This is a genomic window from Leptospiraceae bacterium, assembly GCA_024233835.1.
Taxonomy (GTDB): domain Bacteria; phylum Spirochaetota; class Leptospiria; order Leptospirales; family Leptospiraceae; genus JACKPC01.
Genome location: JACKPC010000005.1, coordinates 364,205 through 390,175, shown reverse-complemented (window position 1 = coordinate 390,175; position 25,971 = coordinate 364,205). Strand labels below are relative to the sequence as shown.

Sequence of the window (25,971 nt, the reverse complement as noted above, 5' to 3'; positions counted from 1 at the left end):
TTTATTCTCTCAAGAAGGATAGTTCGGTTTTTTCTTTTACAAGGTTTTCGTCTTTCATCTCAACAATCAGGGAGTCTTCTGTGTAGGAAAGGTTCACCTTTAGTTTATCTTCCACTTCTAAAGTAGGGGAACCTTCCACGTATTCTCCCTTGTAGGAGTTTTTACTGCCTATATTAATTTTATATAAAGAATTATCTTCTTCCGAATCAATTTTTAAAACCACATTGGTAAAGGCGTTTTTACCATCCCATTGTACGGCTGTCCATGTCCCCTTAAACTTCTCAAGAAGGGAGATTTTTGCAAAGGCACGGTTCATTACGAAGTCTGTTTTCTTGGGCTCGGAGTCTACAAAGGCGAGGGGAAGGGAAGCCTGGCTTTCGATTCCGTCCCGGTTTGAATAGGAGATAGAATAGAGGTATAGTTTTTCTTTAGCCGGGAGTTTATGTGTATAGGAAAGTGTTTTGGAATCTACTGTAACAACTTTTTCCCAGTTAGATTCAGAAGGAATCTTCTGGAAAATCGTATAACTTACTGCTTCAGTTTCTTTTTTCCAGGTGAAATGTAGCTCCTCTGCTTTATATTTCATGCTCAGTCGGCTGGCTTGTTTGAGACTAATCGAATTACGTTTAAGAGCCGGGTTTGTAAACCCTGCAATAGAGCTGGAATACTCTCCCCAGCTTCCAGTTTTAGACTTTGCAGCTACTGCATAGAATACTTTTCCGGAAGGAGGATTCTTGTCTTCAAATATTTCCTGTTCTACCACACCCAACTTTTCCCAGTTACCTTTAACAAAACGGTAAACTAAATAGGCACTGGCTGTAGGGACTTTAGACCAGTGTATAAGAATTTTATCAGAAAACTCTCCTTTACTGGCACTGAGTTTTTCCGGTGCAGGAGGGATTTCTTCAGTCAGGCTGTAGCCAATTACTGCTTTGGAGAGAATTCCTGTTTTTCCCTTTTCGATAGCTCCTATGCAATAGATCCCTGTATCTCCACCTTTTTTTAATTTCTTATCGATAAATTTGGTTTTAGAAGTTTTACCGATAGATAGATATACTTTTTTCTTATCGTTCCATTTGAAGACTTCATACTCTGAAGCAGTCTTTACTTTTTTCCATCTAAGGATGATTTGATTTCTAAATTCACCCTGACTGGCTCTTAAACCCTGAACTTCCATCCCTTCACTTCTTTTCTTTTTCTCTGCATAACCGCTGACAAAAGATTCAGAAAGGGGAGATTTGCCATCTTCAAAAATGGCTTTTAGGCGGTAACGGAATGCGAGTCCTGAAAGAATCCCTGTGTCTTCATACCGATTTTGAATACTGGTACCTATTTTTTCAAACATACTCTGACCGGGGTCGGCTCTGTAGATTTCATAGCCGAAGGCTTCGGGAATTTGCTCCCAGTGCAGGATGATTCTATCAGTGAAGTTGCCGCGGCTTGCATATATTTCTTCCGGAAACTTTTTAATTTTGGTAGGACTGGATTTGGGAAGAGAGGGAGAATTCTGTATTTCTAAGCTATAGGCTGAGCGACAAATTTTTGCAAAATATTTGTAGTCAAGGTACGCATAGCCTTTGTCTCCCCAGGATTCAGACCAGGAGTTCTGAATTTTAAAAGCTTTTTTGGTATCGTCAAATCCGACTATTGCAAGCGCATGGGCACCAATGAACTTACCTTTTGTCTCACGTATAACTTCATTACCTCTATGGTTTAGAAAGCCTTCATCAACCAGAATACCGGCTACAACCGCATTTTTATCGAGTAATTCTGACTTAATGGACTCGGGTTCATTATACCGGACCCTGGAAAAGTCTGTGAGTCGGTGCTTTTGGGCCTCTAATTGTAAAGAGGAAGAGGGGGCTAAGAAGCGATTGAACTCCTTATAGGGGAGTTTCTCCCAGGATACCGTACCATTTGTTAAAACAAATTCTATGGTTTCTCCGAGGCTTAAGGAAATGTCCTTTCCTTCGGAAATCGAGTTATAAACAAAGGCCGGAGAATATACCTTTCCATAATCCGGTTCCTTATCTTTCCTGGGAAAAAGGGATTCTGTGCCATTTTCTAAGAAGGAAAGGGCAGCATAGGCTACTGCCCAGGCCGTACTACTTTTCTGGCTACCCTGTGAACCCGGAGGGGGGAAATAGGGGGATAGATCCAGTTTATCGGGAAAGCTTTGATGGAAGTCTTTTCTTGGATTGCTTTCTTTTACCTGTTTCCAGAACGTAAAGGCCTCCGGTTTGAGACCGTAGCCTTTGGAAGGTTCAAGAGAGGTTTGTGCCTGTAGAGATAAAAAAGAAAAGAGAAAGAAGAATGTTTGTAATTTCATGATAGGCTCCTTTTTTCGGTGCTTATTGTTTTAGATTCACCGAAATCGGGATTTTCTAAAAAAAAATTACTGACCTTCTTTTCCTTCCTGTAAGGGCTTCAGGCTTTCTTCGATTTCAGGGGTCCATTTCTGGATAGAATCCGAGTGTTTATTGAGAAGATAGGTGAGAAGTTTGTTTTCTTTGTCTATATCCTGGAACATCTGTTCGTGCAGGGTAATGGCGTATTCTCCGCTTTCCGGGCTGGTCTTCAGGTAATTCCCACTGAGATCGGATGGTTGGATGAAGAAATAGATAATTTTCTCTGCCGGAAAATCCGTTTTCTTTCTATAGAAGGAGAGGGGAGTCAGCTTGGCTGTAATATGAGTCATGTTTAAGATGTCTTTCTTTTCCACGATTTCTAACTTTGCTTTGAAAAGAAAATCTGCACTTTTCCAGTCTACTGTTCCGTCTTTTTTGGGTTCTTCCTTTTTTACCTCTTCTTTGGTAGAATCGGACTCGGAAGTTTCTTTCGCAGGCTCTGCATTCTGGGCAAACAGGGAGAGAGAGACAAATAGGCTTAACACAAGTATAAAGTATTTCATAAATACCAGAGTAAAAAAGAATCCTTTTAAAGCCAAGTGTTTTTATGTGAGGAAGTAAGCTTAATTTTTCTACCTGCTTTTTTCTCGATGCTTTCAAGAATATCCTTCCATATTAGTTGTTGGGGTTATTTAATCCAATCTTCGAGGGAAAGATTTTCTATTCTGGAAAATTCTTTTATATTGTTTGTTACAAGTGTAAGATTATTTGCTACAGCTATTGCTGCTATAATTAAGTCATTTGGCCCGATGGGGGTTCCACCCTTTTCTAATTGAGTTCTAATTAGTCCGTAATGATAGGCTGCTTTGTTATTAAAAGATAGGCTGGTTATTTTATCTACGAAGTCATCAATTCTCTTTACATTTTCATTTTTATGGTAACTCTTGAAAGCACCATAATATAGTTCAGCAATCACCGGAGAGCATATACAAATTTCATTATGGTATTTAAGAAAATTGTTTTTTACTTTTGTAGATGTGCCATTAAGGAAGTGAATACAAATGTTTGTGTCCAGAATAAATTTCACTGTAGTGCTTCCCGTATTTCGTATTGTCCCTGGGAATAGCGTTGAAGTGGTTCCTGTTGAAAACATCCAAACATTTCTTCTACCCATGAATCCCAGGAAGAAGACTTTACTGTATTTATAGTTTTTACTTTTTCAAAAGCAAGAATTACTTCAAACAACAAGTCTAAATGTTCTTCTTGAATTTTGTCTATTTCTTCTTTAATTTTCTCTCTTAGAAGCATGTGTATTACCTCTGAAACCTATTTTTACTAAATCTTTGAGATAGGTAAAGCATTTTTTGTTATCACTACGGTTGCTATTTTTCCGGATGAAGGCGAATTGCACATTGAAGGCGACCCACCGGTGGGTCGCCTTCGTGTGTCCGGCATGTGTAATAACTTGAGGGTGAAAGTCCCTTATGGAGGTTGATTGCACCAACCATTAGCTAAAGACAAGGGTGTCCATCGTGAGGTGGAATCTGAAGGAAGTCGGCGGCAAAGTTCCGGTTCGATGTATAAGAATCTGATTTGAGGCAGCACTGACTGGACGAGTTTGCTAAGCAAAACAAAGTCCGATGCAATCAAGAGTCAGTAATGTATATCAGGCGAATATATGGAATGAAGGTGATTACACTTACCCGGAGAGGTCTACATAGGACAGAGATGCGATGTGTAGAAGTCAGCAGAAGCCATAGTAGGCATCTTAGATTGAAATGAATACCCTGCTATCGGGGAACCGGTAGCACAGAGAAAGACTCAAGGGTAGAGTGAAAAGAATGTAAGATACTAAAGGGCTGAACATTAACTAATGGAGGAATCCATTGTGAACTTCAATTTGGTTTTAGAATTCAGAAAGGAGCCAAACTATACAGAATGAATCAGGGTGAAGCCCGAAGTTCGTCTGTATAGAGGAGAGGAATCAAATTGGCAGGCAATAGAAGAATCCAGCGATAAAGGATAAAGGACAAAGGAAATATCAGGCATGGAACTGATGGAAGACATATTAACAGAAACGAATCTTGGCGAAGCCTTATGGAAGGTTCTCAGTAATAAGGGAGCGGCCGGAATAGATGGAGTCAGGACAGAGGATTTCCACAAACAGCTAACTGAAGAATGGGAAGGAATCAAAACAAAGCTCTTGAACGGAAAATATAAACCGAAGGGAGTAAGAAGAGTTGAGATACCTAAACCAAACGGCGGAACAAGAATGCTTGGAATCCCTACCGTGATGGATAGGTTTATCCAACAGGCCATGCTACAGAAGTTAAACCCGATATTTGACCCGGAGTTTTCGGAATACAGTTACGGATTTCGTCCGAGGCGGAGTGCTCATGACGCTGTAAGACAGTCCAAGAAATACATTGAGGAAGGGTATGAATACGTAGTAGACCTTGACCTTGAGAAATTCTTTGATACAGTAAATCATGATATTCTAATGTATTTAGTGAGTAAGAAAGTAAGAGACAAGCGAGTATTGAGACTGATAGGCAACTATCTGAGAGCGGGAATTCTTGAGAATGGAGTAATCACATCTAATGAGGAAGGAACGCCACAGGGAGGAGTAATAAGCCCTTTGCTTGCGAATATTCTTTTAAACGAACTGGATAAGGAGTTAGAATCACGAGGGCACAGGTTCTGTCGTTATGCTGATGATTGTAACATCTATGTAAAATCGCGAAAAGCCGGTGAACGAGTAAAGAAGAGCATAACAGATTTCTTAAAGAAGAAATTGAAACTCAAAGTGAATGAATCGAAGAGTTCAGTAGATAAACCGATGAATCGTAAATTTCTTGGCTTTAGTTTTCAAATACGAGAGAGTTTAGAGATAATCATATCTCCACAATCTCTGAAACGGGTGAAAGATAAGATACGAAAGCTAACAAACTCCTTATGGAGCATTTCGATGGAAGAAAGAATAAAATCTTTGAACAAATACCTGAATGGTTGGTTGGGATATTATTCTCTAAGTGATACGGAATGGCACATTGGAGCCCTGGACGGCTGGCTACGCAGACGTATGCGTTTATGTAGTCTGCATCAGTGGAAGAAGTCAAAAACTCGAATTAGAGAGCTAAGAAAACTTGGTGCAAGTGAAGGTGAAGCACGTCGAATTGGCTACTCAAGGAAAGGAAATTGGAGATTGAGTATGACACCACAGATTCATAAAGTGATGGGAATCGATTATTGGAAAGAAAGGGGTCTTGTAAATCTTGTTGAGGGTTATAACGCTTATCGTCAAGGTTGGTGAACCGCCGTATACCGAACGGTACGTACGGTGGTGTGAGAGGACGGGGCGTAAAACCCCCTCCTACTCGATAGAGAGTATAAACTGTTGATAGCAGTAACATCCCATTAGCATCGTTCTAAGAAATTATCTAACACAAATATTTTGCGGATCCTAAATACCAGCGGACTCTGTAAAATTGCCATTGCTTTTAGGTTTTCTATACCGGAAACAAAGAAAGGCTCTTTACAGCTGGGAACATTATAACTCCAGGTAGGCCATTCTATTTCCAATTCATCACAGAGGTATTCCACGGTGGAAGCAAGTAGTGGATCCAATTTATTATCCAGAATAGGAAAGCTTTCTTCTATTGCCTGAATATCTTTATGAAAACGAAAGTCATCAACAAAATTCATCAGGTATAAAGGCCAGTTTTCACTATCTTGATGAATTAGTTCATGGGTTTCTTTTATATTAATCATTTTCAAATATCTCCTCAATAAAATATTGGGTTACCGGTTTTATTCTATTTTTTGGATAGTATTTCTCTATTATAGAAAAGACTTTATCAGGTGAATTTAATTTTAAAGTCTTTATCAAAAATATTATATCTACTTTGTCGTGTGTATCGACTCTTGCTGCCAGACATTTCATTGCCAATAAATAATCCGGTTCAGGTATAAAGACTTTTAAATGCTTCCAGTTGAATAATACTTTTTTTGCATGAGGAACGATAAAACCTTTCAAAGCATCGTTTAGCCAATCTGAATTCAGGTTATAATCTCTGGCTACCTTCTCTCAATAAGGCCATTTGCCCAAGCAAAAAGCAAGTGTTTTTCCTGTTGATAGATTGTCATATCGTATGAAGGCGAATTGCACAATGAAGGCGACCCTCCGGAGGGTCGCCTCCAGAAGAATATGTTTGTAGTAAAGCGATTCCTAAACCCAGATAAAGTCCTGCAATAAGAATATAAATTCTTGAATTCAAATTTATTTCTCAAAATATTTCTTCATCTCTTCTGTAGTCATTTTAACAACACCAACTACTAAGAAATAAATTCCGAGACCAAAGACGCAACCAAATAAAATAGCACTTGTTAAACTCATTGTAAGCGTTAAATTATACCCACCCCATAACCTCAGAGAAAATTCTTTCACAATCTTTTGAATTTTTGCAAAGTGGTAATTTTTCAAGGAAATCGAGTAAAGTTTCATATGGTTCTTTATTATTGGCTTTACATGTTTCCAAAAAAGAGAACCAGAAAGCGGTAGCTTCTGCTCCACGAGGAGAGCCTGAGAACATCCAGTTTTTTCGTCCTACAACAAAAGGGCGAATAGCATTTTCCACAAAGTTGTTATCGATATAGATTTCTCCATGTTGGAGATAAGGTCGTAATTTTTCCCATCTGTTTAAAGCATATTGAATAGGCTTACCAACTCCAAATTCTTTCGGTAAACGAATTGCCTGTTCTTTCAGATATGCTTCGAGTTCTAAAAATACAGGTTTTGCTTTTGTTTGACGGATTTCTACAATTTTCTGATATTCTTCTTTTTCATAAAGTTCTAATTTTTTAATTTGCTTTTCAACCTCATACAATTTTTTTATCAGATACAATACTTTTGCTGCAACCCTATCTTTTGTTGAATGATATAGCTTATAAAACTTTCTTCTTACATGTGCCATACATTCCGAAAGAATAATATTCTCATTAGAAGCTAAATGTGTATCATAGCTTTCATAACCGTCTGTTTGAACGAAACCTGTATAATCTTTTAACTCATTTTTTAAGAATTCCGCACTTCTCGTAGGTGAATATTGAAAAAGAATAATTCTTTTAGAAACGGTTCCACCGCGTAGAACCCACATGAATGATTTTGTGGTATTCTTCCGCCCGGCTTCTTTGAAAACCTGGAGACTTGTTTCATCTATCCCTATTATGGGCCCTTTCAATAGATACTTATTGAGAAATGAGAAGAATTCTTTATATTTCTCATATACTCCAACTACCCAGTTTGAAATAGTTGCTCTTGGAATTTCCAGACCATACCTATAAAATATTTTACTCATTCTATAAAAGGGAATGTGGTCAACAACTTTTGATACCAGAACATAGGCCATTAAGGAGGGTGATAAAATACTTCCCGGCAAGAGCGATTCAGGTCTCTTTGCTGTGAGGATAATTTTCCCTGCTTCGTCTCTCTCGTCACCTTCACAACCTTTACAGGCGTATCTTCTGTATATATGCCTCTCTACATACAGTTTTGCTGGAATCATTACTAAATTCTCAGAAATCTCATCCGGGAGCTGATGCATCCTGCAACCACAATTGCAGATTTTTTCTTCTTCCTCTACATCATGAACAATTTCTTTTCGAGGTATATCTTTTGAAATCTTTCTTCGCCCCTTTCTCCTGTGTTCTCTTACATGGGATTCTTTAAGGCCTTCAAATAATTCAGATTCATCATCAAGACCATGTTCTGCTTCATTAAACAAAAGATACTGCTCATATTCTAAAAGACTCATCTTTTCGGATTTTGCTCCAAACAAAATCCGCCTGTAATCCTTAATTTCATTCTCTAACTGTAAAATCTTGTTTTGTGAATTTTTAAATTTCTCCTCTATAGAGTTCTTTTCTGCACTTAAATCCAAGATTTTTTGCTTTAAAGTTAAAATATCATCAGGTAAGCTTTCCAGCATGAGTATAAGTGAATATTATCCTTATTCTTTTTGTACAGCTTTTTTATTGTTGAAAATGCAATTCCTGATGTTTTTTTCTCATATCTACACCACTCAGAAATAAATCCAACTCTCTCTTGCTCAAAGCATAACCTTCTTTTTTAAAGGATAGAAATTTTCCCTGCTCTAATTTCTTCATCCAGATACAGAAACCATTCCCATCCCAGTAAAGTATCTTTACCTGCTTGCCACTCCTACCAGAAAAAACAAATAGACTTTCTGAAAACAAATTGAGACACATGCTTTCTTTCACAAGTGCTATCAGACCATTCCATGACTTCCTCATGTCTACTGGCTTATCATAAAAATATATCTTTAATCTCTGTGGATTTCTAAATATCATGAGTAATACCTTATTGTAATTTTAAACTCTTTATCAATCGGTATCTCTATTTCCAGACTTGCCTCACTAACTGCCTGGGAAAAGTTTTTTGATTCAGTTTTGATTCTTCCTTCTTTCCATAACTCTTTGGATGGTAAGTATTTTGACTTCCAGGTTCGTAGTGTAGAGACTGGAAGAGAATTTTTCCGACAGTAGGCAGACATACTCAACCCGCTTCGTTGCCAGTTTGATAGATGTTCTAATCTTTTTTCATGTTCCATTATGCTTTTACTTTCGCATAATTCTTTTATTATTTCAAGGTGGGTATATTTTAACGCTTACAACTCATTAAAATCCTCTTCCTCTTGTTTTAGACTTCTTACCGAGAAAAAACAAGTGTTTTTCCTGTTGATAGATTGTCATATCGTATGAAGGCGAGCCACACATTGAATGCGAACAAGCGCTTGTTCGCATTCAGAAGAATGTTATATCAATGGGGAACGCCTTCAAAACAAAATTATTTAAGCATGTGTATTGCATAATCCAATAATTCCTTTTTGATATGCATCGTTGATTTCGTTGGGATTTCTTTTAATATTTGAATTATATCTTCCGGGCTTTTCAAATTTCTTCTTACAGCTCTTATGAGTATACCAATTGTTCCATGAACTTGTAATTTAACGTGATTTGCATATAATCTAGCTGCACTATCATCCGTTAGTAACATACAATTATTGTATTTCATAACTAATGATATGGCCATTATTTCTCCTTTATGAAGATTATATAATTTACTTGAATTTTTCATTTCTTCTGAAACTACAGGATCTTGAACTATCTGAAAGTTTTTATATTTCTGAAATGAAATATCTCGATGATTTCTTATTTCCAGTTCCACAGTTTTAGGAATAAGAACTTGATTATAATCTAATAAGCTTAAACTGTTTAATTCATCAAGATGAATGATCGGTCCTGCATCACAAACTACTATTGTATCATTCTTCGCCATTCAAGCCCCATTCGATATCTTCCTTGATAAATTCGGTCATAATTTCTTCGGAGTGCGTGTTTAAAAAATTTCTCAGTGCTAACAGGATGATTTCGTTTTCATCCAGATACCATCCATTTTCTATAAGATTATGGATCGTTTGAGATAATTGATTCGGAATTTTTAATATAATCTCAGTCATATTGTTCAGCACTCCTCTTTAGGTTTATTATATGCAAGTCAATGCTTTCCATATAACGATTTCTACCTTCTCTCAATAAGGCCATTTGCTTGAGTAAAAAGCAAGTGTTTTTCCTGTTGATAGTCATATCGTATGAAGGCGACCCCCGCAATGAAGGCGACCCTCCGGAGGGTCGCCTCCAGAAGAACAAAATAAAATTAAACCGGTGTGTCCTCCTCTGTTTTTATCTTCTTTTTTTTGGAAGGTCTATCGAACCTTTTACTCAAATCTGAATAAATAGCTCCTGAGCTTGAGAAATTATGCTGAGCCGAAACTCTTACGGATTCGTAAAACTTGAGGGCTGCATCCATCGCTTCGGAGCCGGAGAGAAAGAGAGAGTCACCAATCAGGCTGGTGATTTCCTGCATGGATTGGTGTATGAGTCGTAATGATTTTACGGCTTCAAGGTCTATTTTCATTTCATTCAAACTCAAGTACGGGGGAACCAATTCAGGATGTTCGGATGCATACTCAAAGGACTTGGTTACAAAAGAAAGGTTTTTCTCGCCGAGTTTAACGTGGTTGTTCTTATCGTCTACCTTTATGGATTTTAACCTGGGAACCAGTACCTTATTGAGTATATCCAGAGCCTTTTGAACTTCTTCTTCCTCCGAAGCCTGGAGTTGAAATGATATTTCGTTTTTTTGTGCCATTTTAACATTGTCCTTTTGATTTTAATTTGAAATATCATTCATTTTTATCTTGTGATAATTGTCCATTATTATCCTGGATTATTTTATGATTATTTAAAAAAACATATATATTGAAGGCGAATTATGCAACCGAAGACGACCCCCAATGAAGGCAAACAAGCGCTTGTTCGCCTTCGGGAGGATGGTCGCCCATCAACCATGGTTCGACTCCGCTCACCAACCATGGGTCGCTTCCAGAAATCATGATGAATTCGAACTACGGGCGGCTGCGCGAAAAACACTTGTTTTTTTTATAATTATTTATAGCCTATTGTTTATGAGAAAGACTGACTTAATAGTTGGAACGGTTGAATATATAAACAAGCTTTCGGAGGATAGGCTGGAGGAAGTTTACCATTATGTAAGGTTTTTATTTGAACATTACGAGAATGTTTCCATCCCTGCACAAGTTTCATCCGATTTAAGCGAATATTTCGAAAGGATTCAAAAAGTTTCGGTCTGGACAGAAGAAGATATTACTAATTGGCAGAACGATATGAAGAAAATGTCTAACTGGAGTATTCCTTCATGGTAGTAGATACCTGTATATTCATAGAATTTTTAAGAAAGAAAAATAAAAATTCTGCTACACTAATGAAAATTCCCAAAGATAGGAAACTCTATATATCATCAGTTACACTTTATGAATTATATATGGGGGCAATAGATTTAGATAAAAAAAATGATGTTGAGCTACTCACAAGTAATATTTCAGTTCTTTCCCTGAATAAAGAGGTTTCAATCAAAGCTGCTGAGATATTTTTACAATTAAAGAGTTCTAACCAAGTAGTAGAATTCAGGGATATTTTTATAGCTGCTACAGCCATTGTAAACGAGTTAGAACTACTCACCTTAAATACAAAGCATTTCATCAACATTCCTGAAATCAAATTATTTAATATTTCCTAATATTTTTACAATTCATGATAAGCCCCCCCCCCAATGAAGGCGAACAAGCGCTTGTTCGCCTCCGTGAGGATGGTCGCCCACCCCGAAGGTTCACGTTTTCACCTCGGAGATTCATATTATCCACGTCTGAGGTTCAGACTTCCACCTCCGAGGTTCATGCTATCCACCTCAGGGGTTCGTATTATCCACGTCTGAGGCGCAAACTTCGACCTTCAGGGTTCATACTACCTACCTCTGAGGTTCAAACTTCCACCTTCAGGGTTCGTATTATCTACCTCCGGGGTTCATACTGTCTACCGGAAGGGTGAAAAATAGAGTTAGCTGACTACCGGTTTATACTTTGCTATAGCACAAGCACCGGCAGTCTGGGGTCAGCGTCCCACTTTTTTTAAACGGACACGGATATATCTCAAATACTGTGTCTATTGCTATACATAATTGTAATTGCTTTAAAATTTCATACCCGATAAGCTGACGAATATGTCTTATCTTGTACGTTTTTTTGAATTCTTCCATCATCCTCATTTATCGAAAGTGACCCACGCCATGAAGGCGAATTACATGATATCGAAGGCGACCCGCATATTGAAGGCGAACAAGCGCTTGTTCGCCTTCAGAAGAATGTTCACATTCAAACGACGGATCGCATTCATGGGTATTCTCTTTTTCTTTTCCTCCTGCTTCACAAGCCCCACGGCCCCGCATAAGTGGTTGATTCCTAAAGAAAAGGAAGAATCTATTCCTCTCTGGGTTTTTGCTCTTACCGGAACCAATTCATCGGTGACCGTGTCAGGGACAGTCACCGATAGCTCGGGAACTGCGGTAGCGGGTGCGAACCTCAGTTCCCAACCCGAAGGGGTGAATGCAACAACGGATGCCTCCGGAAACTATACTTTTACGGCTTCACCCGGAACCTATACAATTACCGTGACCGATTCAAGCGGCAATGTAGTTGGAACGTTTACTTTGACTGTGGGAACAGATGGCAGTACTACCGTGAGTAATGTAAGTGATGGACTTTTTGTAACTGCCGGTTCAAGCAGTGGTGGAACCCAAACAGGAACGGGAACCGGCACCGGGACTTCCACCGGAACTGGTGCCGGAACCACAACAGGCACAATAACCGGAACCGGAACTACAACAGTAGAAACCGTGGCCACTCCGACCTTTTCTCCCACACCGGGAACCTATAATTCAGATCAATCTGTAACGATTTCAAGCACGACCGAGGGTGCTACAATTTATTATACGACGGATGGAAGTGAGCCTACATCTTCTTCTACCCAATATACATCGGCAATTTCAGTTTCCGGTAATGGAACCATCCTGACTATCAAGGCCATTGCAGGCAAAAGCGGAATGACGACCAGCAGCGTAGAGAGTGGGACTTATACGATTGAATCTACCGTTCCAACTGTTAGCATAAACTCCATTACAAATCCCTATGTCAGTGGAAACACCGGAGCTATAAACTCCAAAGACATCACCTGGTCTTCCAATCGCAATGGAACCTATTCTATCCGAGCCACCGGAAGTGACTGTTCTACCGGAACCGAACTCAGCAGCGGCAATGTAACAGCAAGCCAGAGTAATAATATTACTATCCAGGCTTCCTCTTTGAGTGTTGGTTCTAACACCATCCGTTTTTGTGTAACAGATTCTCTGTCAGGTTTAAGCAGTAGTAGCACAACGACACTTAACCGTGATGATACAGCTCCAACAGTAGCTGCAACACCGGGGTCAACGACATCTTCTACAACGGTGAACATAACTTTAATTTGTTCGGATAGCTCTTCCGGTTGTGATAAGATTGTTTATACCTCCAACGGCTCTGACCCGACTATGAGCGGAACTACGGGAAGTATAACAAACGGCACAGAATACACAGTACAACTCTCACCCCCGGATGGAGTTGCTACGACTTATAAATACATAGCCAGAGATAATGCGGGGAATGTGGCTGCTGTAAGCAGTTCCACATATACTATAGACACCGGTGTTGCAACGGTAAGTGTCAATTCAGTCAGCCCGGCAACCATAAACAATGGAACAACCAATCCGCAGATAAACTGGCAGTCCAATAAAAACGGTAGCTATACAGTAAGGGTTGGTGGAACGGATTGTACAAGCGGAACACAGGTGGCGAGTGGAACCTATTCCGGCACAGCAATAACAAATACCATCAATGCAACAAGCCTTAGCAGCGGAGCCAATACCATCCGCATTTGTGTGCTGAATCTTGTCGGGAATTATGGTTCAACCACCCAGGGTTTGACCAAAGACGATGTTGCCCCGGTTGCGGGCAATTCGGGAACGATTACTACGGCAAATGTGACTACAAGCAGTTTGACTTTGAACTGGACGGTGGGTTCGGATACATATACGACACAGAGCAGCCTGCAATATAAAATACTACGGTCAACCTCCAACAACATCAGCACGGTAGCCGATGCCGAGACAAATGGGACTCTTGTGCAGGACTGGACAGCGAATCTATCTACAAAGAGTGTGACTGGATTGACTGCCGGGACTACGTATTACTTTAACGTGCTGGTGAGAGATGAACATGGAAATATGGGGATTTATACAAGTAAGAGTCAGGCGACAGTTGCAATTCCTCCCCCTTCTAACTTGAGCTATATTAATTCACCTTTCACTTTTGGAGCAGGACTTGCGATTGATTTTACCATATCTCCTTCAGTTTCTGGCACAATAGATTCATATTCAATAAATCCAAGTATACCATTAGGATTGTCATTTAATCTTATTACAGGTGTGATTTCTGGAACACCAACGGTAACTCAGAATTCTTCCAATTATACAATAACTGCACATAATGGAGGAGGAGAAACTACTACAACAATTAGTATAAAGGTTGGAAATTATGGTATCTGCTATATGTGGGGCTGTTTCAAAGATAATAATAATGGAACCATAACCTATAATGGTGCAGGGAATATATATGGAAGTAAAAATTATATGTGGAAAAAATGTAGTCAAGGACAAGTTTTTAGGTCTGGCTATAATGACTGTGCAGGAACTGGTTATGAAGCTAATAATTACGGAATAGGCTCATATCAATATTGTGGCTCAAATGATAATTCGTGTAACTCTACTGATACATGGATAGCATTTACTGGTTCTGCTTTTAATACTTGTAATAATGATACTTTTGCTGGTTACACTGACTGGAAATTTCCAGATTTAGTAACATTGAAAACTTTAATAAATTGTAAAGATAAAAGTATGCCTAATACATATCCAACTTCCCCTTATTCATGTGGAATAGATAATACGAATAGTCCAAATTCTTTTAACACGTTATTTTCATACACCCATGCTTATTATTGGACTTCATTAGCAAATTCAACAAACTATGAAAATGCTTGGATGATTGATTTTCGAGATGGTTCTAATGACAATGGTAGAGGAAAAGGTTATGCTGGATTTGTAATATGTGTTCGCTCTCAATAAAGAGTATCCCACTCTTAAGGTGATGCTTATGGTTCGATACGCATTGTACATGGAAGGCGAATGGCACATTGGAGGCGATTTGCATATCGAAGGCGACCCTCCGGAGGGTCGCCTTCAAACGCCGGGTTGTTTTCATGAAGGAGTAAGAACGAATGCATCGTAATTCACAAAAAAGATTATCCATAAGAGATGGAACTTATTTTATCACCACGAATACGAAGGATCGGTTTCCTTATTTTGAAAATGATATTTTCTCGGATCTTCTTGTCTTGCATCTTGAACTTTGCAAGTTTTTATATGGGGTGGATATATATGCTTATAAAATTAACCCGGAGCATATTCACATATTAATCGGAGTCGGGGAGGATACCGGTCTATCGAAAGTGATGAATGTCTTGAAAGGAAATTTTTCTCGTGATGCCAATCGAATGATGAATCATATCGAAGGCGAATTGCACATTGAAGGCGACCCTCCGGAGGGTCGCCTCCAAACGATGGGTCGCATTCAGAGGGATAAAATTCATGATCAATTCCACATACGTATTCGAGATGAAATAAACACATTTATTTTCAAATGCGATCATGAATCGTTTGCCAACATCCCCAAATTCCAATGGCATAAATCATTCCATGACCATTATATACGGGATGAGAGGGATTTTTATCATCATATACAGTACATCCAAAATCAATGGATAAAACACAGCTTGAAAGAAAACAAATATTGTTATATAATGGAGGATATTTTATGAAATCATTGTTTAATTTTTGCATGAAGGCGACCCACCGGTGGGTCGCCTTCAAACGATGGGTCGCTTTCACGGGGCTCTTATTCACCACATCCGTTTTATCTTATGGGAATTACACCGATAACAATGACGGAAGCATTACCGATAACATTACAGGACTCATCTGGCAGAAGTGCAGCATGGGACAGAGCGGAACCGATTGCAGCGGTGATGCTGCGACCGCAGCCACCTGGACAGCTGCGATTTCTTACTGTGAAGGCTTGACTCTAAGTGGACGAAGTGATTGGCGTTTGCCCAACATCAACGAACTCGAAAGCCTCGTAGATGATAGTATCTATAATCCGAGTATTAATACCACATATTTTCCGGGCACAGTTTCTTCCTATTATTGGTCGGCTTCTACCTATGTCTGCAATACTAACAGTGCGTGGAACGTCGGTTTCAACAATGGGTACGTGAACTCCTCCGCTAAGGCAAATAACTACTATGTTCGTTGTTTGTCCGGACCGTGATTTGATGATTTGGTGCCCGGGTTGGTGAAGGCGAACGGCACAATGAAGGCGACCCACGCATTGAAGGCGAACAAGCGCTTGTTCGCCTTCAAAAGAATGTTCTGAAAAACGCTTGCTTTTTTGTTTGAAGAAAATAAATTAAAAGTATAAAGTGGATATTTAGGAGGAGCATTCAGATGGAAAAGCCTTTACGCTTAGTCTTTGATAGTTTACCAGAAATACTGGAAATTCCCCGCGAATATCAGAACAAAAGAGTAGAACTTATTCTATGGCCATTAGAAAACATAGCACAAAAAACAGAAGATAATATCTTATCTTTCTTTGGTATTCTTACCGATTTCCCGGAAAGAGCTTCCCAGGGAGATTTTGAAAATAGAATAAGCTTTGAATGAAATTCATTCTCGATACAAATGTTTGCATTCTTGTTACTCATAATACAAAGGAATTTTCAAGAATTAGCGGACTTAAAATGGAAGATTGGGAGATATGAATACGGAATTGTTTTTATTAGAAAACAAACCCCATATTTATCCCGTGAAGGCGAATGGTACATGGAAAGCGAACAAGCGCTTGTTCGCCTTCAGAAAATCGCTTGTTTTTTTTCAAGTAGGGATAGTCTAATAGAAAAGGGAAAAAAATGAGTATAACTATTTTGATTGTTGGTTTAATTGGAATTGCCTGCTGGTTATTGGTGGGTATAAAAGTTGCTTCACGTTTGTTTGCAAGGGAGTTTCGCAAAGAAATCAAGAATGAACGATGAGTTTTTAGATTCCTTATTATTTATTCTTGTAGTTTCAGCGGTAGGATTGATTATATACTTATTTATTAATTTTTCAAATTATAAAGAATATGCAGAAATACTTATTTATCTGATTTCGTTTGTAGGTTCTGTTTTAACAATTTATGAATATCTTTTTAAAAAGAAGAAATAAGCTTATTGAATCTTTCAATGAACAATAAGCTCTGGTTCGATACGCTTCGCTACGGTTGGTGAAGACGAATGGTACATGGAAGGCGACCCTCCGGAGGGTCGCCTTCAAAAGAATGTCGCCTTCGGGAGAATGTTCGCTTTCAAACGATGGCTGTCTTTATAAATCTTCTATTGACAGATTTTAGAATAATTATAAAATAAGGATTATGTTTTCATTTAAAGCCTTTTTCGGATCCTTAAGCCTTACTTTATTTTTAGTCGGAATTCCCCTTTTTGGAGAATCCTTTCGGAATTTACGAGTTTTTGTCGGAGAAAGAGCTTCCGGCATGGGTGGAGCGTATTCAGCCATCTCGGATGATCCTTCGGGTGCCTATTATAATCCGGCGGGCATGGCCTTTTCATCGGACAATTCCTTTTCCATCTCTGCCAATGCCTATTCGGAAACTTCGAAACAATCAAAAGATGTTTTTGGGCCGGGCTCTGACTACACCCGTACGTCAAGGGCTTTTTATCCGAACTTCATCGGAACAACCAAGAAAATCGACAGCATTATGGCCGGGATTTCTGTAATCAACACCCGCATGGGTCGCTTTGATCAGAACGATCAGATTTATTATCCTTTAGAAAGCCCTTCCACTTCTAAGATAGAAATTGATTATTCGGAAGACATTGAAGAATATCTTATTGGCTTTAGTTTAGGAAAGTTGATTAACGATAAGTTCGCCCTCGGTTTTTCCGGCTATTATATTGATAACTCGGAGCGCTTCATCACAAACCAGTATATTCGCCAGAACTCAAATACCTATTCTTCTTTTTATGTGAAGAATAAAAAAACAGCCAGAGGTTTTATGCCCGTCTTTGGTTTGCAGTTCATGCCTATTGAAAAATTGTCCCTGGGTTTTTCTCTTCGGAAAATATTAAATATTTCGAGTAAATCTTCTTCAGTAGGACGAAATACTTCTTCCAACGATACAGGAACAGATACGGTTTCTGAATATATTGCCTCTGAAAATAACTCTTTAAGTATAGCCAATTCTCAAGTATTATACGGTCCTCCGCGATTGGGTAGCCTGCCGGAGCAGAGTGAATTTAGAGGAGGTCTTGCTTTCTTTATGAATAAAAATTTGCTTTTTGCATTAGACTTCATCTATACTTCGGGATTTAAAAAAAGTCTGGACCGTAACCAATACGGTTTAAATACCAATGCGGTATATCTGAAAAATAGTAATGATATGCTACTTTATCGAGAACAGACTAAAAATTATGCATTCGGTCTGGAGTATTTTATCACAGAAAATCTGGCTATTCGTATGGGAGCGTATACGAACTTCTCGAATAATCGAAGAAAAGAGTGGATGGAGTCGGCGGTAGTACAGGCCATGAAAGCTTCTTCGAATATTACTCTTTCTCCAAATGTTTTTTACCAGGCTCAGGAATTTGAAACTTCACCAAGGGAAGAAGATGCAGATACAAAAGGCTTTACCTTTGGTTTTAGCTGGGCCTTAGCTAAATCTTCTATTTCTCTTACTTTTGTTACGGAAAAGGGAGTCGGTGCATCTTATCTGGGTGGCGGTCTTCCCCAGCAATTTATCTACAAGAATAATTCCGTATTACTTACGGCGAGTTCACATAATTAAACAGGGGCACTTATGCAAGAAAGAGAAATAACTAAGATTGTAACAGCTCACAGACAAATCGAGGGAGGAGGCTTTGTTGTTAGAAGACCTTTTCCTACAATAGAATTGGATAATTATGATCCCTTTTTACTTCTGGATGAAATGGGACCCGTAGACTATCCACCAGGGAAAGCGGTGGGAGCACCCGATCATCCACACAGAGGTTTTGAAACCGTTACCTACTTACTCGAAGGAGAAATGGTGCATGAAGATTCTTTCGGTCACAAAGGTTTTCTGCGTCCGGGTGCTGTGCAATGGATGACAGCAGGGAGTGGTCTCATTCATTCCGAGCTTCCCTCAGAAAAAATGTTACAAGAAGGTGGGCTTATGCACGGTTTTCAGCTCTGGCTCAATCTTCCGGCAAAAGATAAAATGCGCAAACCCCGTTACCAGGAACTGGAACCCTCGCAAATCCCGGAAGTATACTTTGAAAAAGAAAAATGCAGGATCCGGGTAATTGCCGGAGAAGTTCCGGGTGCCAAAGCCGGTATTGAAACCTGTATTCCTATTGAATATTATGATATATCTATAGAGGAAGGGGGGGAGTATAGCTTTCCTTTATCCGAAACTTCCCATGTATTTCTGTATGTGTTTTTTGGTAGTCTTATCGCAGGAAAGAATCGAATTCGTTTACAGGACGGACAACTCGGAATTCCTATCAGGGGAGATGGACTTCGAATCGAAGGATCTAAAGGAGGAGGACGCTGCCTTTTGATTGCCGGAGAGCCGATTCGTGAACCCGTAGCCCGATATGGACCCTTTGTCATGAATACAAGAGAAGAGATTATGCAGGCCTTTTCGGACTACGAGCAGGGGAAGATGGGAAAAATTCATCGATAAAAATAAGTTATTTACAAATAGGAATTTGTATAATACTCTGAAAAGCCACCTGCACAGAACCATGGCTATGTTTAATAATATGCAAAGGCTTTTCAGATACTTCTTCGTTTTTTTTTCTACAAGTTTGTATCCTGAAAAGGCAGGAGAAACATTATCTACTGATCTTAGCATATATTCTGTGTTCTTTTGGATTTTTCTTAGTTTAATTTTGTTTCTTATTTTTTATGTTTATAAATTTAGAAAATCCTATCTCCAAACTATTTCTTCCCTGGAGAAATCCAATAAAAAACTTACTAAAATAAATCAATTCTATGAGAGCTTTGTTCCTTCCGAGATGCTGTATTTTCTGGGTTCCAGCCAGATTGTTGACATTTCTCTTGGTAATCAAATAAAAAAAGAGATGACCGTATTCTTCTCGGACATTCGCTCTTTTACCTCTCTTTCCGAAAGGAATCCACCGGAAGAAGTATTAAAATTCCTGAATGCTTATTTTGAAAGAATGAATGCCATTCTTTATAAGTATCACGGGATTATTGATAAGTACATAGGCGATGCCATTCTGGCTGTTTTTCCCGGAACCGTGGACGATGCCATATCCTGTGCAATTGAAATGCAAAAGGATATTCAAAACCAACCCTTTGTCATCAATGGAAAAGAATTTAAAATATCGATAGGAATCGGGATTCATTTTGGAGATGTGCTCTTAGGAGTAGTAGGGGGCGGAAAACTATTACAGACAACCGTCATATCGGATGTGGTGAATACCGCTTCGAGATTGGAAAGTCTTACGAAGGAATATGGAGCTTCTATTATTATAAGTGAAGATATTTTACATAATATAGAAGAACCGCAAAACTTTAATATTCGATTTTTAGACTATGCAAATATACGGGGTAAGGAAGATACTACTTTTATTTGCGAGGTTTACAGTGCAGATTATGAGGAACAGATTCGCTTAAAAAATGAGACCAAAGAATTATTTGATAATGGAGTAATGATTTTTCAAAGTGGTGAATATGAGAAATCCTGGGAAAAGTTTTTAGAAGTTTTAAAAGAAAATCCGAGTGATAAGGCTGCTGTTTATTACTTAAATAAAACAGCCAATCTCTTAGTCGACGGCATGGTCTTGAAGCAGTTTCATGAAAATGATTTAGTGAAATGGGATCAGGACTGGTCTACCGGCATTGATGTAATTGATTCCCAGCATAAGTCTCTTTTTGAAATACTGAATAATCTTGCCAGGGCCCAGAAATACGGAAGGGAAATGGAAGTTCTATCGAGGATTTTTAATAATCTCAAGATCTATGTATATACCCATTTTACCCTCGAAGAAGAATTAATGTTGAAAGTAAATTATCCGGATTTTGATAATCATAAATTATCTCATCTCATTTTTATTGGAAAAGTGTTGGATGCAGAAAAAGACCTGAAGACGGGAGATAAAGAAGCTCCCAAAAGAGTTATTTCTTTTCTATCTGATTGGCTTATTTCTCATATAAAACACTCGGATAAGGAAGGTTATGTTCCTTATGTTCTGGAAGAATACGAAAAAAGTAGATTAGAGGTATAATCTATATGAAAGATATAAATTCAAATATTGTTCGAGCCGGACTTCTGGGCCTGGCCGTAGGAGATGCCCTCGGAGTGCCGCTTGAGTTCAAACACAGAGACTATTTTATCGAGCATGAAGTCAAAGATATGCTCGGATATGGCACCCATCACCAGCCTCCCGGCACCTGGTCGGATGATAGTTCTCTTAGCTTCTGTCTGGCGGAGAGCCTATGCGGTGGCTATCATTTGAAAGAGATTGCCAACAAATTTATACTCTGGTTGGAGAAGGGGTATTGGACTGCATATGGAACTGTATTTGATATAGGTATCAGCACTTCGGCTGCTCTTCATCGGTATAAAGAAAATGGAGACCCGTATCATTGTGGGGCTTACCTGGAAAGTGAAAACGGCAATGGTTCTTTGATGCGTATCTTACCTCTTTGCTTTTATCTTCATGGAAAAAACATAAAGGAAGATGAGAAATTTAGCTTGATTTCTGAAATTTCAGGAATTACCCATACCCATATTCGTTCTGTTATATGTTGTTATATTTATATAGATTTCTGCTTATTCCTCTTAGAAGGGAAAACTTTACAGGAAGCCTATCTGTCCGTTTGTAAGCTAAAGGAAAAGTATAGGGCTATAGTTGATGAGAAGGAATGGAAAGTTTTACATAAAATCTTATCCGGGGATATAGAAACTATAGCTTCAGAAAAAATACAATCAGAAGGTTATGTAGTTTATACTTTAGAAGCAGCCCTGTATTGTCTTTTAACAACAGGTTCCTATAAAGAAGCTGTATTAAAAGCAGTAAATCTCGGATATGATACCGATACCACTGCCTGTGTAGTAGGAGGTCCGGCAGGTCTGTACTATGGTTTGGAGAATATTCCCGAAAGCTGGAGAGCTCAACTTGCCAGAAAAGAAGATATAGAAGAATTAGCAGACTCCCTGCATAGAGCCTGCTATGAAATGAAAGTATAAGAAGATGATAATTTATTAGGTTATACTAACCGTTTCATCTATAAATTCCTTTTTGTCCAGAGAGGAAATTCTTATAGGTTGTGAACTCTTATTCTGAAAGGTAACATTTCCTTTGAGTATAATTGGGCTGTCAAAGATAAACTCACCTTCGACCGTAAAGGAAATTGAGTCTATAAGAGAAGGATAATGGATGAATCGTTTTTCAAAATCGGAAATCTTTTTGTAAAACTTCTCATCTAAAGTGACCAGGTTTTCTTCCATACCTTTCTTCTGGCGTTTTGGATTCATAATCAAAGAATAATCTTCCTGTAGAATATAGGAGTCGGAACGACGGATTAAAATGTCTTCGCATTTCTTAACCGGAGCAAAACGTGTGCGGGGTATGATAATACCCTTGGTTTTACTAAAGTTTCCGATAGCAGAACCCATAGCGGTTTCTAACTGGTATACATCCATACCTTCTATGTTTTTGGGGTTTACAATGAGAGAGAGTTTCATCCTGCCTTCTTCCAGACGTTTCTTTAAAGAGGGAAGATGTATCCAGAGATTATTTGTAGAGAAAGTTCTGAATTTACCCATGCCGGAAAACTCATGTTCGTGATCCGCTGGAACCTGCGCCGTTTCTAATAGTTCCAGTCCGAGATAGTTTCCATTTACCACTTTTCGATAAATCGCACCACCTTTCTTATCAGCCAGGGTCTTGGGAGTCATTTCCATTACGAACTCTAATTTTTTATCCAGCAGATATTCCAATATATGGGGCTCAATAGTTGCACCCAGATTATCTCCATTGGAAAGAAAGGCATATTCATAACCGGAATCGAGTAACATCTGCAAGATTCCGCTTTGTTTTAAGGAAAGATAGATGTCTCCATGACCGGGAGGGCACCATTCCTGCTTCTTATCTTCTAAATCTATAGGATGAAAATTTTTTTGTAGTATTCTCGGAACCTTATTCTGGATAAAACTATGAGGTAATTTTTGTTTGAAGCCCAGCTTGTTTATAAGTTCTGTACAATCTTTTTGTGTATTAAAACTATCCATCAGGATAAGCGGAACTTCTATATTATATTTTTCTCGAACGTACATTAATTGTTTCATGATGATTTCCAGAAAGGAAAGTTCATCTTTTACTACAGCCAGTGATTTGGCCTTATCCAGACCCATGGAAGTACCTAAACCTCCATTTAGCTTGATAACTGCTAACTTTGAAAGTGAAGAAGGATTTACTTTGTATTGTGCCTGAATGTCTTCAAGACTGATTTCGTCTTCAGAGGGAATCAGATCCTGCACTTCCTCCCAATTGACAATACCCGTTTCGCCTTTTCTCACCCGGTCTACTTTTTCTAAAAAGTCTTCGATTAATTCTTCACTTAAACCTTCCTGCTTCATTTTATCGCGGATGAGTTTATCGGCTTCTATCATATTTCCTCCCTATTGTGTATATGCCTATTTTTGGATACTTGCTATCTGGTTTCCAGATCTGCACAGGTTATTTTTTAGAATTTGACAATTCTTTTCTACCCTTTTATTGTAGTGATTATGAAAATGCAAACTACTTTTATTCTATTATTTTCTTTTCTTCTGGGAAATGTTTCCCTGTTTGCTTATGAACAGGGGCAGGTCAAAACTGCTTACTCGTATTTAAGTCAGAACTGGAACTATTATACCAGAAGCGGTAAGAAGGTGAATGTTAAAAAATTACGCTGGACTTGCAGTGGAAAAAACTGCAAATTAATCGTGAATGATAAAAGCATAAATCCTGCCACAATTTACAAGCTATCAGGAAGTAGTCTTGTGAGTGTGGTAAATACCTCAACTACCGTAAAGCTCGATGATAAACAGGTAGAAAAAATGGATCCGGCTCCTTCCAATGCGGTAGGTTCTGAACCGGGAGACCTAAAAGGCATGACTGATGCCCATAATCGCTACAGGCAAAAAACCGGGGTTCCAAATTTGGTGTGGGATGCAAATCTGGCTTCTTATGCTCAGCAATGGGCGAACTATCTAAAATCGACCAAGAATTGCGGTATGCAACACAGACCGAGAAGCGGCACCTATGCCCAGAAATATGGCGAGAACCTGGCCTGGTCTTCCGGTAGACATATGAGCCCCTATGATGTAGTAAAAATGTGGTATGATGAAATCAGTGATTACAACTACAGTAACAATTCCTGCCGTTCTGTTTGCGGGCATTATACACAGGTGGTCTGGAAAAAATCTAAACGTGTGGGTTGTGCTTTAGCTACCTGCGGACGCGCCGAGGTTTGGGTTTGTAATTACGATCCACCGGGAAATTATATCGGAGAAAAACCTTACTGAGAATTTACAGCCGGGTAATTCTACCCGGTTTTTAGAAGATACTTTACAAGACATATCGGTCAGTTTTTTTTGTTATTATGAGCAGTAATTTGCCGGCAGGAATTAATCTCAGGACTCAAGTTCCTTTTGAGGTAGGAATAGTTGACGATTCACAGATAATTCGGATGATGCTTCACCGAATTCTTACCATGCAAAAGTTTGTAGTAGCTATGGAAGCAGGCACCGGTGATGAAACCCTGAACCAATTAAAATTTTCCGATAAGAAGCTGGATATTTTATTTGTAGATTATCACATGCCGGGCATGAATGGGATCGAGTTAATTAAAGAAGCCAAAAAAATAAGACCGGAGCTTAGAATCTTCATGGTTACATCAGAACAGGATTCTGATGTAGTAAGCCAGCTTATGAAATTAGAAATCGATGGATATATCTTAAAACCCTTTAAGACGGATACCATTATTCCGAGACTGGAAGCAGTCACAAAATTTTTAGCTTATCCACCCGGTTTAAATCTGAAGAAAAACCGTTCCTATAGAGCCGGTATTGTCGATGATTCTGCCAGTGTACGTTTGTTATTAAAGCAAATTCTTGAATACTATCGCTTTGATACAATTATGAGTGCCGATAACGGACAGAAAGCTCTGGAGATGCTTGATAGGTTGGAAAAACTTCCTGAGATTCTTTTTGTAGATATGGAAATGCCGGTTATGTCCGGGATTGAGCTGGTTGAAAAGTTAAAAGTAACTTATCCTTCGATTCATATTATTATCATTACCTCCCATACAGAGGAAGAATATGTAAGAAAGGTAATCGATTTAAAAGTCGATGGCTATATTGTAAAACCCCTCGATAAAAAGAATATCCTGACTAAAACCGATCAGGTAACAAAAAAAATGTCCTGAACCCGGAAAGGTAGGAATCGTTTCTTTCCCGGTTCAGATTTTTTTATGATAAATTCTTAATGAGCTGGTATCTGCTGGTTCGTAAACGGATAGATATATGCTTTGAGAGGTTTAATAAAAAGTTATACCCCAGGTTCCCATCTCTTTCTTCCTGGAATAAAGCTTCCAATTCAGTCGCTCTAAATACTACTAATTTTCCGCTTTGTTGTACCTGTGCAAAAGATGTAGCTGTATAAGGAGGAATTAATGCAGACCAGCCAAGGGGTTGACCGCTTATCACAGTTTCCAGTCCAATTTTTCTTTTATTGGCTACTGTCATACCGATCATTATTTTCCCATCTATAACGATAGACAATTCATCCAGGTCATCATCTTCATTAAAGAGTATTTCTCCTTCCTTTACCTCCCTGATGGTTGAAATTTTTGATAATGACTCAACTTCTTTTATATGGAACTCATGGAAAAATTCTAAATGCCTGAGTAAATCAGTATTAGCTTTCATAA

General features: G+C 38.7%; 28 protein-coding genes and 1 pseudogene. 15 read left to right on the top strand and 14 right to left on the bottom strand.

The features are described from left to right. Nucleotide 1: 1 nt before the first annotated feature. From H7A25_22025 to H7A25_22010, 4 genes are all read right to left on the bottom strand, one after another. Nucleotides 2-2,329, bottom strand: coding sequence for a hypothetical protein (locus tag H7A25_22025; protein MCP5502592.1), 2,328 nt, complete (start codon nucleotides 2,327-2,329; stop codon nucleotides 2-4). A gap of 66 nt (nucleotides 2,330-2,395) precedes the next feature. Next, complete coding sequence (locus tag H7A25_22020) at nucleotides 2,396-2,911, bottom strand: hypothetical protein (protein ID MCP5502591.1); 516 nt, start codon at nucleotides 2,909-2,911, stop codon at nucleotides 2,396-2,398. A 125-nt stretch (nucleotides 2,912-3,036) separates the two neighbouring features. Further along, entirely contained in the window at nucleotides 3,037-3,501 is a 465-nt protein-coding gene (locus H7A25_22015) for a type II toxin-antitoxin system VapC family toxin (GenBank protein ID MCP5502590.1), read from the bottom strand. Then, a complete protein-coding gene (locus H7A25_22010) occupies nucleotides 3,432-3,656 on the bottom strand; it encodes a hypothetical protein (protein MCP5502589.1) in 225 nt (74 codons plus the stop codon). Before H7A25_22010 ends, H7A25_22015 begins: the two co-directional genes overlap by 70 nt. 748 nt (nucleotides 3,657-4,404) lie before the next feature. Here H7A25_22010 and ltrA point away from each other — a divergent pair. Continuing rightward, nucleotides 4,405-5,661: a group II intron reverse transcriptase/maturase gene (gene ltrA / locus H7A25_22005; protein MCP5502588.1), complete on the top strand. Its 1,257-nt coding sequence runs from the start codon at nucleotides 4,405-4,407 to the stop codon at nucleotides 5,659-5,661. A gap of 104 nt (nucleotides 5,662-5,765) precedes the next feature. On the opposite strand, the gene H7A25_22000 is transcribed toward ltrA, so the two are convergent. The 8 genes from H7A25_22000 to H7A25_21965 all read right to left on the bottom strand — a co-directional run bounded on the left by H7A25_22000 (nucleotide 5,766) and on the right by H7A25_21965 (nucleotide 10,578). Then, nucleotides 5,766-6,119 (bottom strand): hypothetical protein, encoded by a 354-nt coding sequence (locus H7A25_22000; GenBank protein ID MCP5502587.1) that lies wholly within the window; start codon nucleotides 6,117-6,119, stop codon nucleotides 5,766-5,768. Next, a complete protein-coding gene (locus H7A25_21995; GenBank protein ID MCP5502586.1) occupies nucleotides 6,112-6,384 on the bottom strand; it encodes a hypothetical protein in 273 nt (90 codons plus the stop codon). The genes H7A25_22000 and H7A25_21995 overlap by 8 nt, the downstream gene beginning before the upstream one ends. 373 nt (nucleotides 6,385-6,757) lie before the next feature. Then, nucleotides 6,758-8,335 carry an IS66 family transposase gene (locus H7A25_21990; GenBank protein ID MCP5502585.1) on the bottom strand — a complete coding sequence of 526 codons (1,578 nt, stop codon included), beginning with the start codon at nucleotides 8,333-8,335 and terminating at the stop codon, nucleotides 6,758-6,760. Between the two features lie 43 nt (nucleotides 8,336-8,378). Next, nucleotides 8,379-8,717: an IS66 family insertion sequence element accessory protein TnpB gene (gene tnpB / locus H7A25_21985; GenBank protein ID MCP5502584.1), complete on the bottom strand. Its 339-nt coding sequence runs from the start codon at nucleotides 8,715-8,717 to the stop codon at nucleotides 8,379-8,381. Continuing rightward, nucleotides 8,714-8,977 (bottom strand): hypothetical protein, encoded by a 264-nt coding sequence (locus H7A25_21980; GenBank protein MCP5502583.1) that lies wholly within the window; start codon nucleotides 8,975-8,977, stop codon nucleotides 8,714-8,716. Before H7A25_21980 ends, tnpB begins: the two co-directional genes overlap by 4 nt. A gap of 236 nt (nucleotides 8,978-9,213) precedes the next feature. Continuing rightward, the gene (locus H7A25_21975) at nucleotides 9,214-9,705 is read right to left on the bottom strand and encodes a DNA-binding protein (GenBank protein MCP5502582.1); all 492 of its coding nucleotides are present in this window, start codon (nucleotides 9,703-9,705) and stop codon (nucleotides 9,214-9,216) included. Next, on the bottom strand, nucleotides 9,692-9,886 hold the full coding sequence (locus H7A25_21970) for a CopG family transcriptional regulator (GenBank protein MCP5502581.1): 195 nt from the start codon (nucleotides 9,884-9,886) through the stop codon (nucleotides 9,692-9,694). Before H7A25_21970 ends, H7A25_21975 begins: the two co-directional genes overlap by 14 nt. 197 nt (nucleotides 9,887-10,083) lie before the next feature. Further along, complete coding sequence (locus H7A25_21965) at nucleotides 10,084-10,578, bottom strand: hypothetical protein (protein MCP5502580.1); 495 nt, start codon at nucleotides 10,576-10,578, stop codon at nucleotides 10,084-10,086. Nucleotides 10,579-10,894: 316 nt separating this feature from the next. Between H7A25_21965 and H7A25_21960 the strand changes: the two genes are divergently transcribed. The 12 genes and pseudogenes from H7A25_21960 to H7A25_21905 all read left to right on the top strand — a co-directional run bounded on the left by H7A25_21960 (nucleotide 10,895) and on the right by H7A25_21905 (nucleotide 22,243). Beyond that, nucleotides 10,895-11,152, top strand: coding sequence for a hypothetical protein (locus H7A25_21960; GenBank protein ID MCP5502579.1), 258 nt, complete (start codon nucleotides 10,895-10,897; stop codon nucleotides 11,150-11,152). Further along, on the top strand, nucleotides 11,131-11,526 hold the full coding sequence (locus H7A25_21955) for a type II toxin-antitoxin system VapC family toxin (GenBank protein ID MCP5502578.1): 396 nt from the start codon (nucleotides 11,131-11,133) through the stop codon (nucleotides 11,524-11,526). The genes H7A25_21960 and H7A25_21955 overlap by 22 nt, the downstream gene beginning before the upstream one ends. Nucleotides 11,527-12,177: 651 nt before the next feature. Continuing rightward, entirely contained in the window at nucleotides 12,178-15,000 is a 2,823-nt protein-coding gene (locus H7A25_21950; protein MCP5502577.1) for a chitobiase/beta-hexosaminidase C-terminal domain-containing protein, read from the top strand. Nucleotides 15,001-15,152: 152 nt separating this feature from the next. Beyond that, nucleotides 15,153-15,752 (top strand): transposase, encoded by a 600-nt coding sequence (locus tag H7A25_21945; protein ID MCP5502576.1) that lies wholly within the window; start codon nucleotides 15,153-15,155, stop codon nucleotides 15,750-15,752. Next, a complete protein-coding gene (locus H7A25_21940; protein MCP5502575.1) occupies nucleotides 15,749-16,261 on the top strand; it encodes a DUF1566 domain-containing protein in 513 nt (170 codons plus the stop codon). The genes H7A25_21945 and H7A25_21940 overlap by 4 nt, the downstream gene beginning before the upstream one ends. Before the next feature lie 176 nt (nucleotides 16,262-16,437). Next, entirely contained in the window at nucleotides 16,438-16,653 is a 216-nt protein-coding gene (locus H7A25_21935) for a hypothetical protein (GenBank protein ID MCP5502574.1), read from the top strand. A gap of 26 nt (nucleotides 16,654-16,679) precedes the next feature. Continuing rightward, a pseudogene (locus H7A25_21930) lies at nucleotides 16,680-16,751 on the top strand (type II toxin-antitoxin system VapC family toxin). A gap of 259 nt (nucleotides 16,752-17,010) precedes the next feature. Beyond that, on the top strand, nucleotides 17,011-17,193 hold the full coding sequence (locus H7A25_21925) for a hypothetical protein (GenBank protein MCP5502573.1): 183 nt from the start codon (nucleotides 17,011-17,013) through the stop codon (nucleotides 17,191-17,193). Between the two features lie 205 nt (nucleotides 17,194-17,398). Continuing rightward, the gene (locus H7A25_21920) at nucleotides 17,399-18,829 is read left to right on the top strand and encodes a hypothetical protein (GenBank protein MCP5502572.1); all 1,431 of its coding nucleotides are present in this window, start codon (nucleotides 17,399-17,401) and stop codon (nucleotides 18,827-18,829) included. 12 nt (nucleotides 18,830-18,841) lie between these two features. Beyond that, nucleotides 18,842-19,708, top strand: coding sequence for a pirin family protein (locus H7A25_21915; GenBank protein MCP5502571.1), 867 nt, complete (start codon nucleotides 18,842-18,844; stop codon nucleotides 19,706-19,708). 124 nt (nucleotides 19,709-19,832) lie between these two features. Beyond that, nucleotides 19,833-21,278, top strand: coding sequence for a bacteriohemerythrin (locus H7A25_21910; GenBank protein MCP5502570.1), 1,446 nt, complete (start codon nucleotides 19,833-19,835; stop codon nucleotides 21,276-21,278). A 5-nt stretch (nucleotides 21,279-21,283) separates the two neighbouring features. Beyond that, nucleotides 21,284-22,243 carry an ADP-ribosylglycohydrolase family protein gene (locus tag H7A25_21905; GenBank protein ID MCP5502569.1) on the top strand — a complete coding sequence of 320 codons (960 nt, stop codon included), beginning with the start codon at nucleotides 21,284-21,286 and terminating at the stop codon, nucleotides 22,241-22,243. A gap of 15 nt (nucleotides 22,244-22,258) precedes the next feature. Here the strand turns inward: H7A25_21905 and H7A25_21900 are convergent, their stop codons facing one another. Next, entirely contained in the window at nucleotides 22,259-23,635 is a 1,377-nt protein-coding gene (locus tag H7A25_21900) for a UTP--glucose-1-phosphate uridylyltransferase (GenBank protein MCP5502568.1), read from the bottom strand. A 150-nt stretch (nucleotides 23,636-23,785) separates the two neighbouring features. Here H7A25_21900 and H7A25_21895 point away from each other — a divergent pair, with 150 nt between their 5' ends. Both H7A25_21895 and H7A25_21890 read left to right on the top strand, forming a co-directional pair. Next, on the top strand, nucleotides 23,786-24,565 hold the full coding sequence (locus tag H7A25_21895) for a hypothetical protein (GenBank protein ID MCP5502567.1): 780 nt from the start codon (nucleotides 23,786-23,788) through the stop codon (nucleotides 24,563-24,565). Nucleotides 24,566-24,642: 77 nt separating this feature from the next. After that, entirely contained in the window at nucleotides 24,643-25,467 is an 825-nt protein-coding gene (locus H7A25_21890; GenBank protein MCP5502566.1) for a response regulator, read from the top strand. A 43-nt stretch (nucleotides 25,468-25,510) separates the two neighbouring features. Here H7A25_21890 and H7A25_21885 read toward each other — a convergent pair whose 3' ends face one another. Continuing rightward, entirely contained in the window at nucleotides 25,511-25,969 is a 459-nt protein-coding gene (locus tag H7A25_21885; protein ID MCP5502565.1) for a Crp/Fnr family transcriptional regulator, read from the bottom strand. Nucleotides 25,970-25,971: the final 2 nt, after the last annotated feature.

Coding starts and splice junctions, on each gene's coding strand:
- H7A25_22025 (MCP5502592.1), bottom strand. CDS start 2,329: ATGAAATTACAAACATTCTTCTTTCTCTTTTCTTTTTTATCTCTACAG.
- H7A25_21925 (MCP5502573.1), top strand. CDS start 17,011: ATGAACGATGAGTTTTTAGATTCCTTATTATTTATTCTTGTAGTTTCA.
- H7A25_21920 (MCP5502572.1), top strand. CDS start 17,399: ATGTTTTCATTTAAAGCCTTTTTCGGATCCTTAAGCCTTACTTTATTT.
- H7A25_21975 (MCP5502582.1), bottom strand. CDS start 9,705: ATGGCGAAGAATGATACAATAGTAGTTTGTGATGCAGGACCGATCATT.
- H7A25_22010 (MCP5502589.1), bottom strand. CDS start 3,656: ATGCTTCTAAGAGAGAAAATTAAAGAAGAAATAGACAAAATTCAAGAA.
- H7A25_22000 (MCP5502587.1), bottom strand. CDS start 6,119: ATGATTAATATAAAAGAAACCCATGAACTAATTCATCAAGATAGTGAA.
- H7A25_21970 (MCP5502581.1), bottom strand. CDS start 9,886: ATGACTGAGATTATATTAAAAATTCCGAATCAATTATCTCAAACGATC.
- H7A25_21895 (MCP5502567.1), top strand. CDS start 23,786: ATGAAAATGCAAACTACTTTTATTCTATTATTTTCTTTTCTTCTGGGA.
- H7A25_21950 (MCP5502577.1), top strand. CDS start 12,178: ATGGGTATTCTCTTTTTCTTTTCCTCCTGCTTCACAAGCCCCACGGCC.
- H7A25_21960 (MCP5502579.1), top strand. CDS start 10,895: ATGAGAAAGACTGACTTAATAGTTGGAACGGTTGAATATATAAACAAG.
- H7A25_21940 (MCP5502575.1), top strand. CDS start 15,749: ATGAAATCATTGTTTAATTTTTGCATGAAGGCGACCCACCGGTGGGTC.
- H7A25_21885 (MCP5502565.1), bottom strand. CDS start 25,969: ATGAAAGCTAATACTGATTTACTCAGGCATTTAGAATTTTTCCATGAG.
- H7A25_21980 (MCP5502583.1), bottom strand. CDS start 8,977: ATGGAACATGAAAAAAGATTAGAACATCTATCAAACTGGCAACGAAGC.
- H7A25_21945 (MCP5502576.1), top strand. CDS start 15,153: ATGCATCGTAATTCACAAAAAAGATTATCCATAAGAGATGGAACTTAT.
- tnpB (MCP5502584.1), bottom strand. CDS start 8,717: ATGATATTTAGAAATCCACAGAGATTAAAGATATATTTTTATGATAAG.
- H7A25_21990 (MCP5502585.1), bottom strand. CDS start 8,335: ATGCTGGAAAGCTTACCTGATGATATTTTAACTTTAAAGCAAAAAATC.
- H7A25_21965 (MCP5502580.1), bottom strand. CDS start 10,578: ATGGCACAAAAAAACGAAATATCATTTCAACTCCAGGCTTCGGAGGAA.
- H7A25_22020 (MCP5502591.1), bottom strand. CDS start 2,911: ATGAAATACTTTATACTTGTGTTAAGCCTATTTGTCTCTCTCTCCCTG.
- H7A25_21905 (MCP5502569.1), top strand. CDS start 21,284: ATGAAAGATATAAATTCAAATATTGTTCGAGCCGGACTTCTGGGCCTG.
- H7A25_21900 (MCP5502568.1), bottom strand. CDS start 23,635: ATGAAGCAGGAAGGTTTAAGTGAAGAATTAATCGAAGACTTTTTAGAA.
- H7A25_21935 (MCP5502574.1), top strand. CDS start 16,438: ATGGAAAAGCCTTTACGCTTAGTCTTTGATAGTTTACCAGAAATACTG.
- H7A25_21890 (MCP5502566.1), top strand. CDS start 24,643: ATGAGCAGTAATTTGCCGGCAGGAATTAATCTCAGGACTCAAGTTCCT.
- ltrA (MCP5502588.1), top strand. CDS start 4,405: ATGGAAGACATATTAACAGAAACGAATCTTGGCGAAGCCTTATGGAAG.
- H7A25_22015 (MCP5502590.1), bottom strand. CDS start 3,501: ATGTTTTCAACAGGAACCACTTCAACGCTATTCCCAGGGACAATACGA.
- H7A25_21915 (MCP5502571.1), top strand. CDS start 18,842: ATGCAAGAAAGAGAAATAACTAAGATTGTAACAGCTCACAGACAAATC.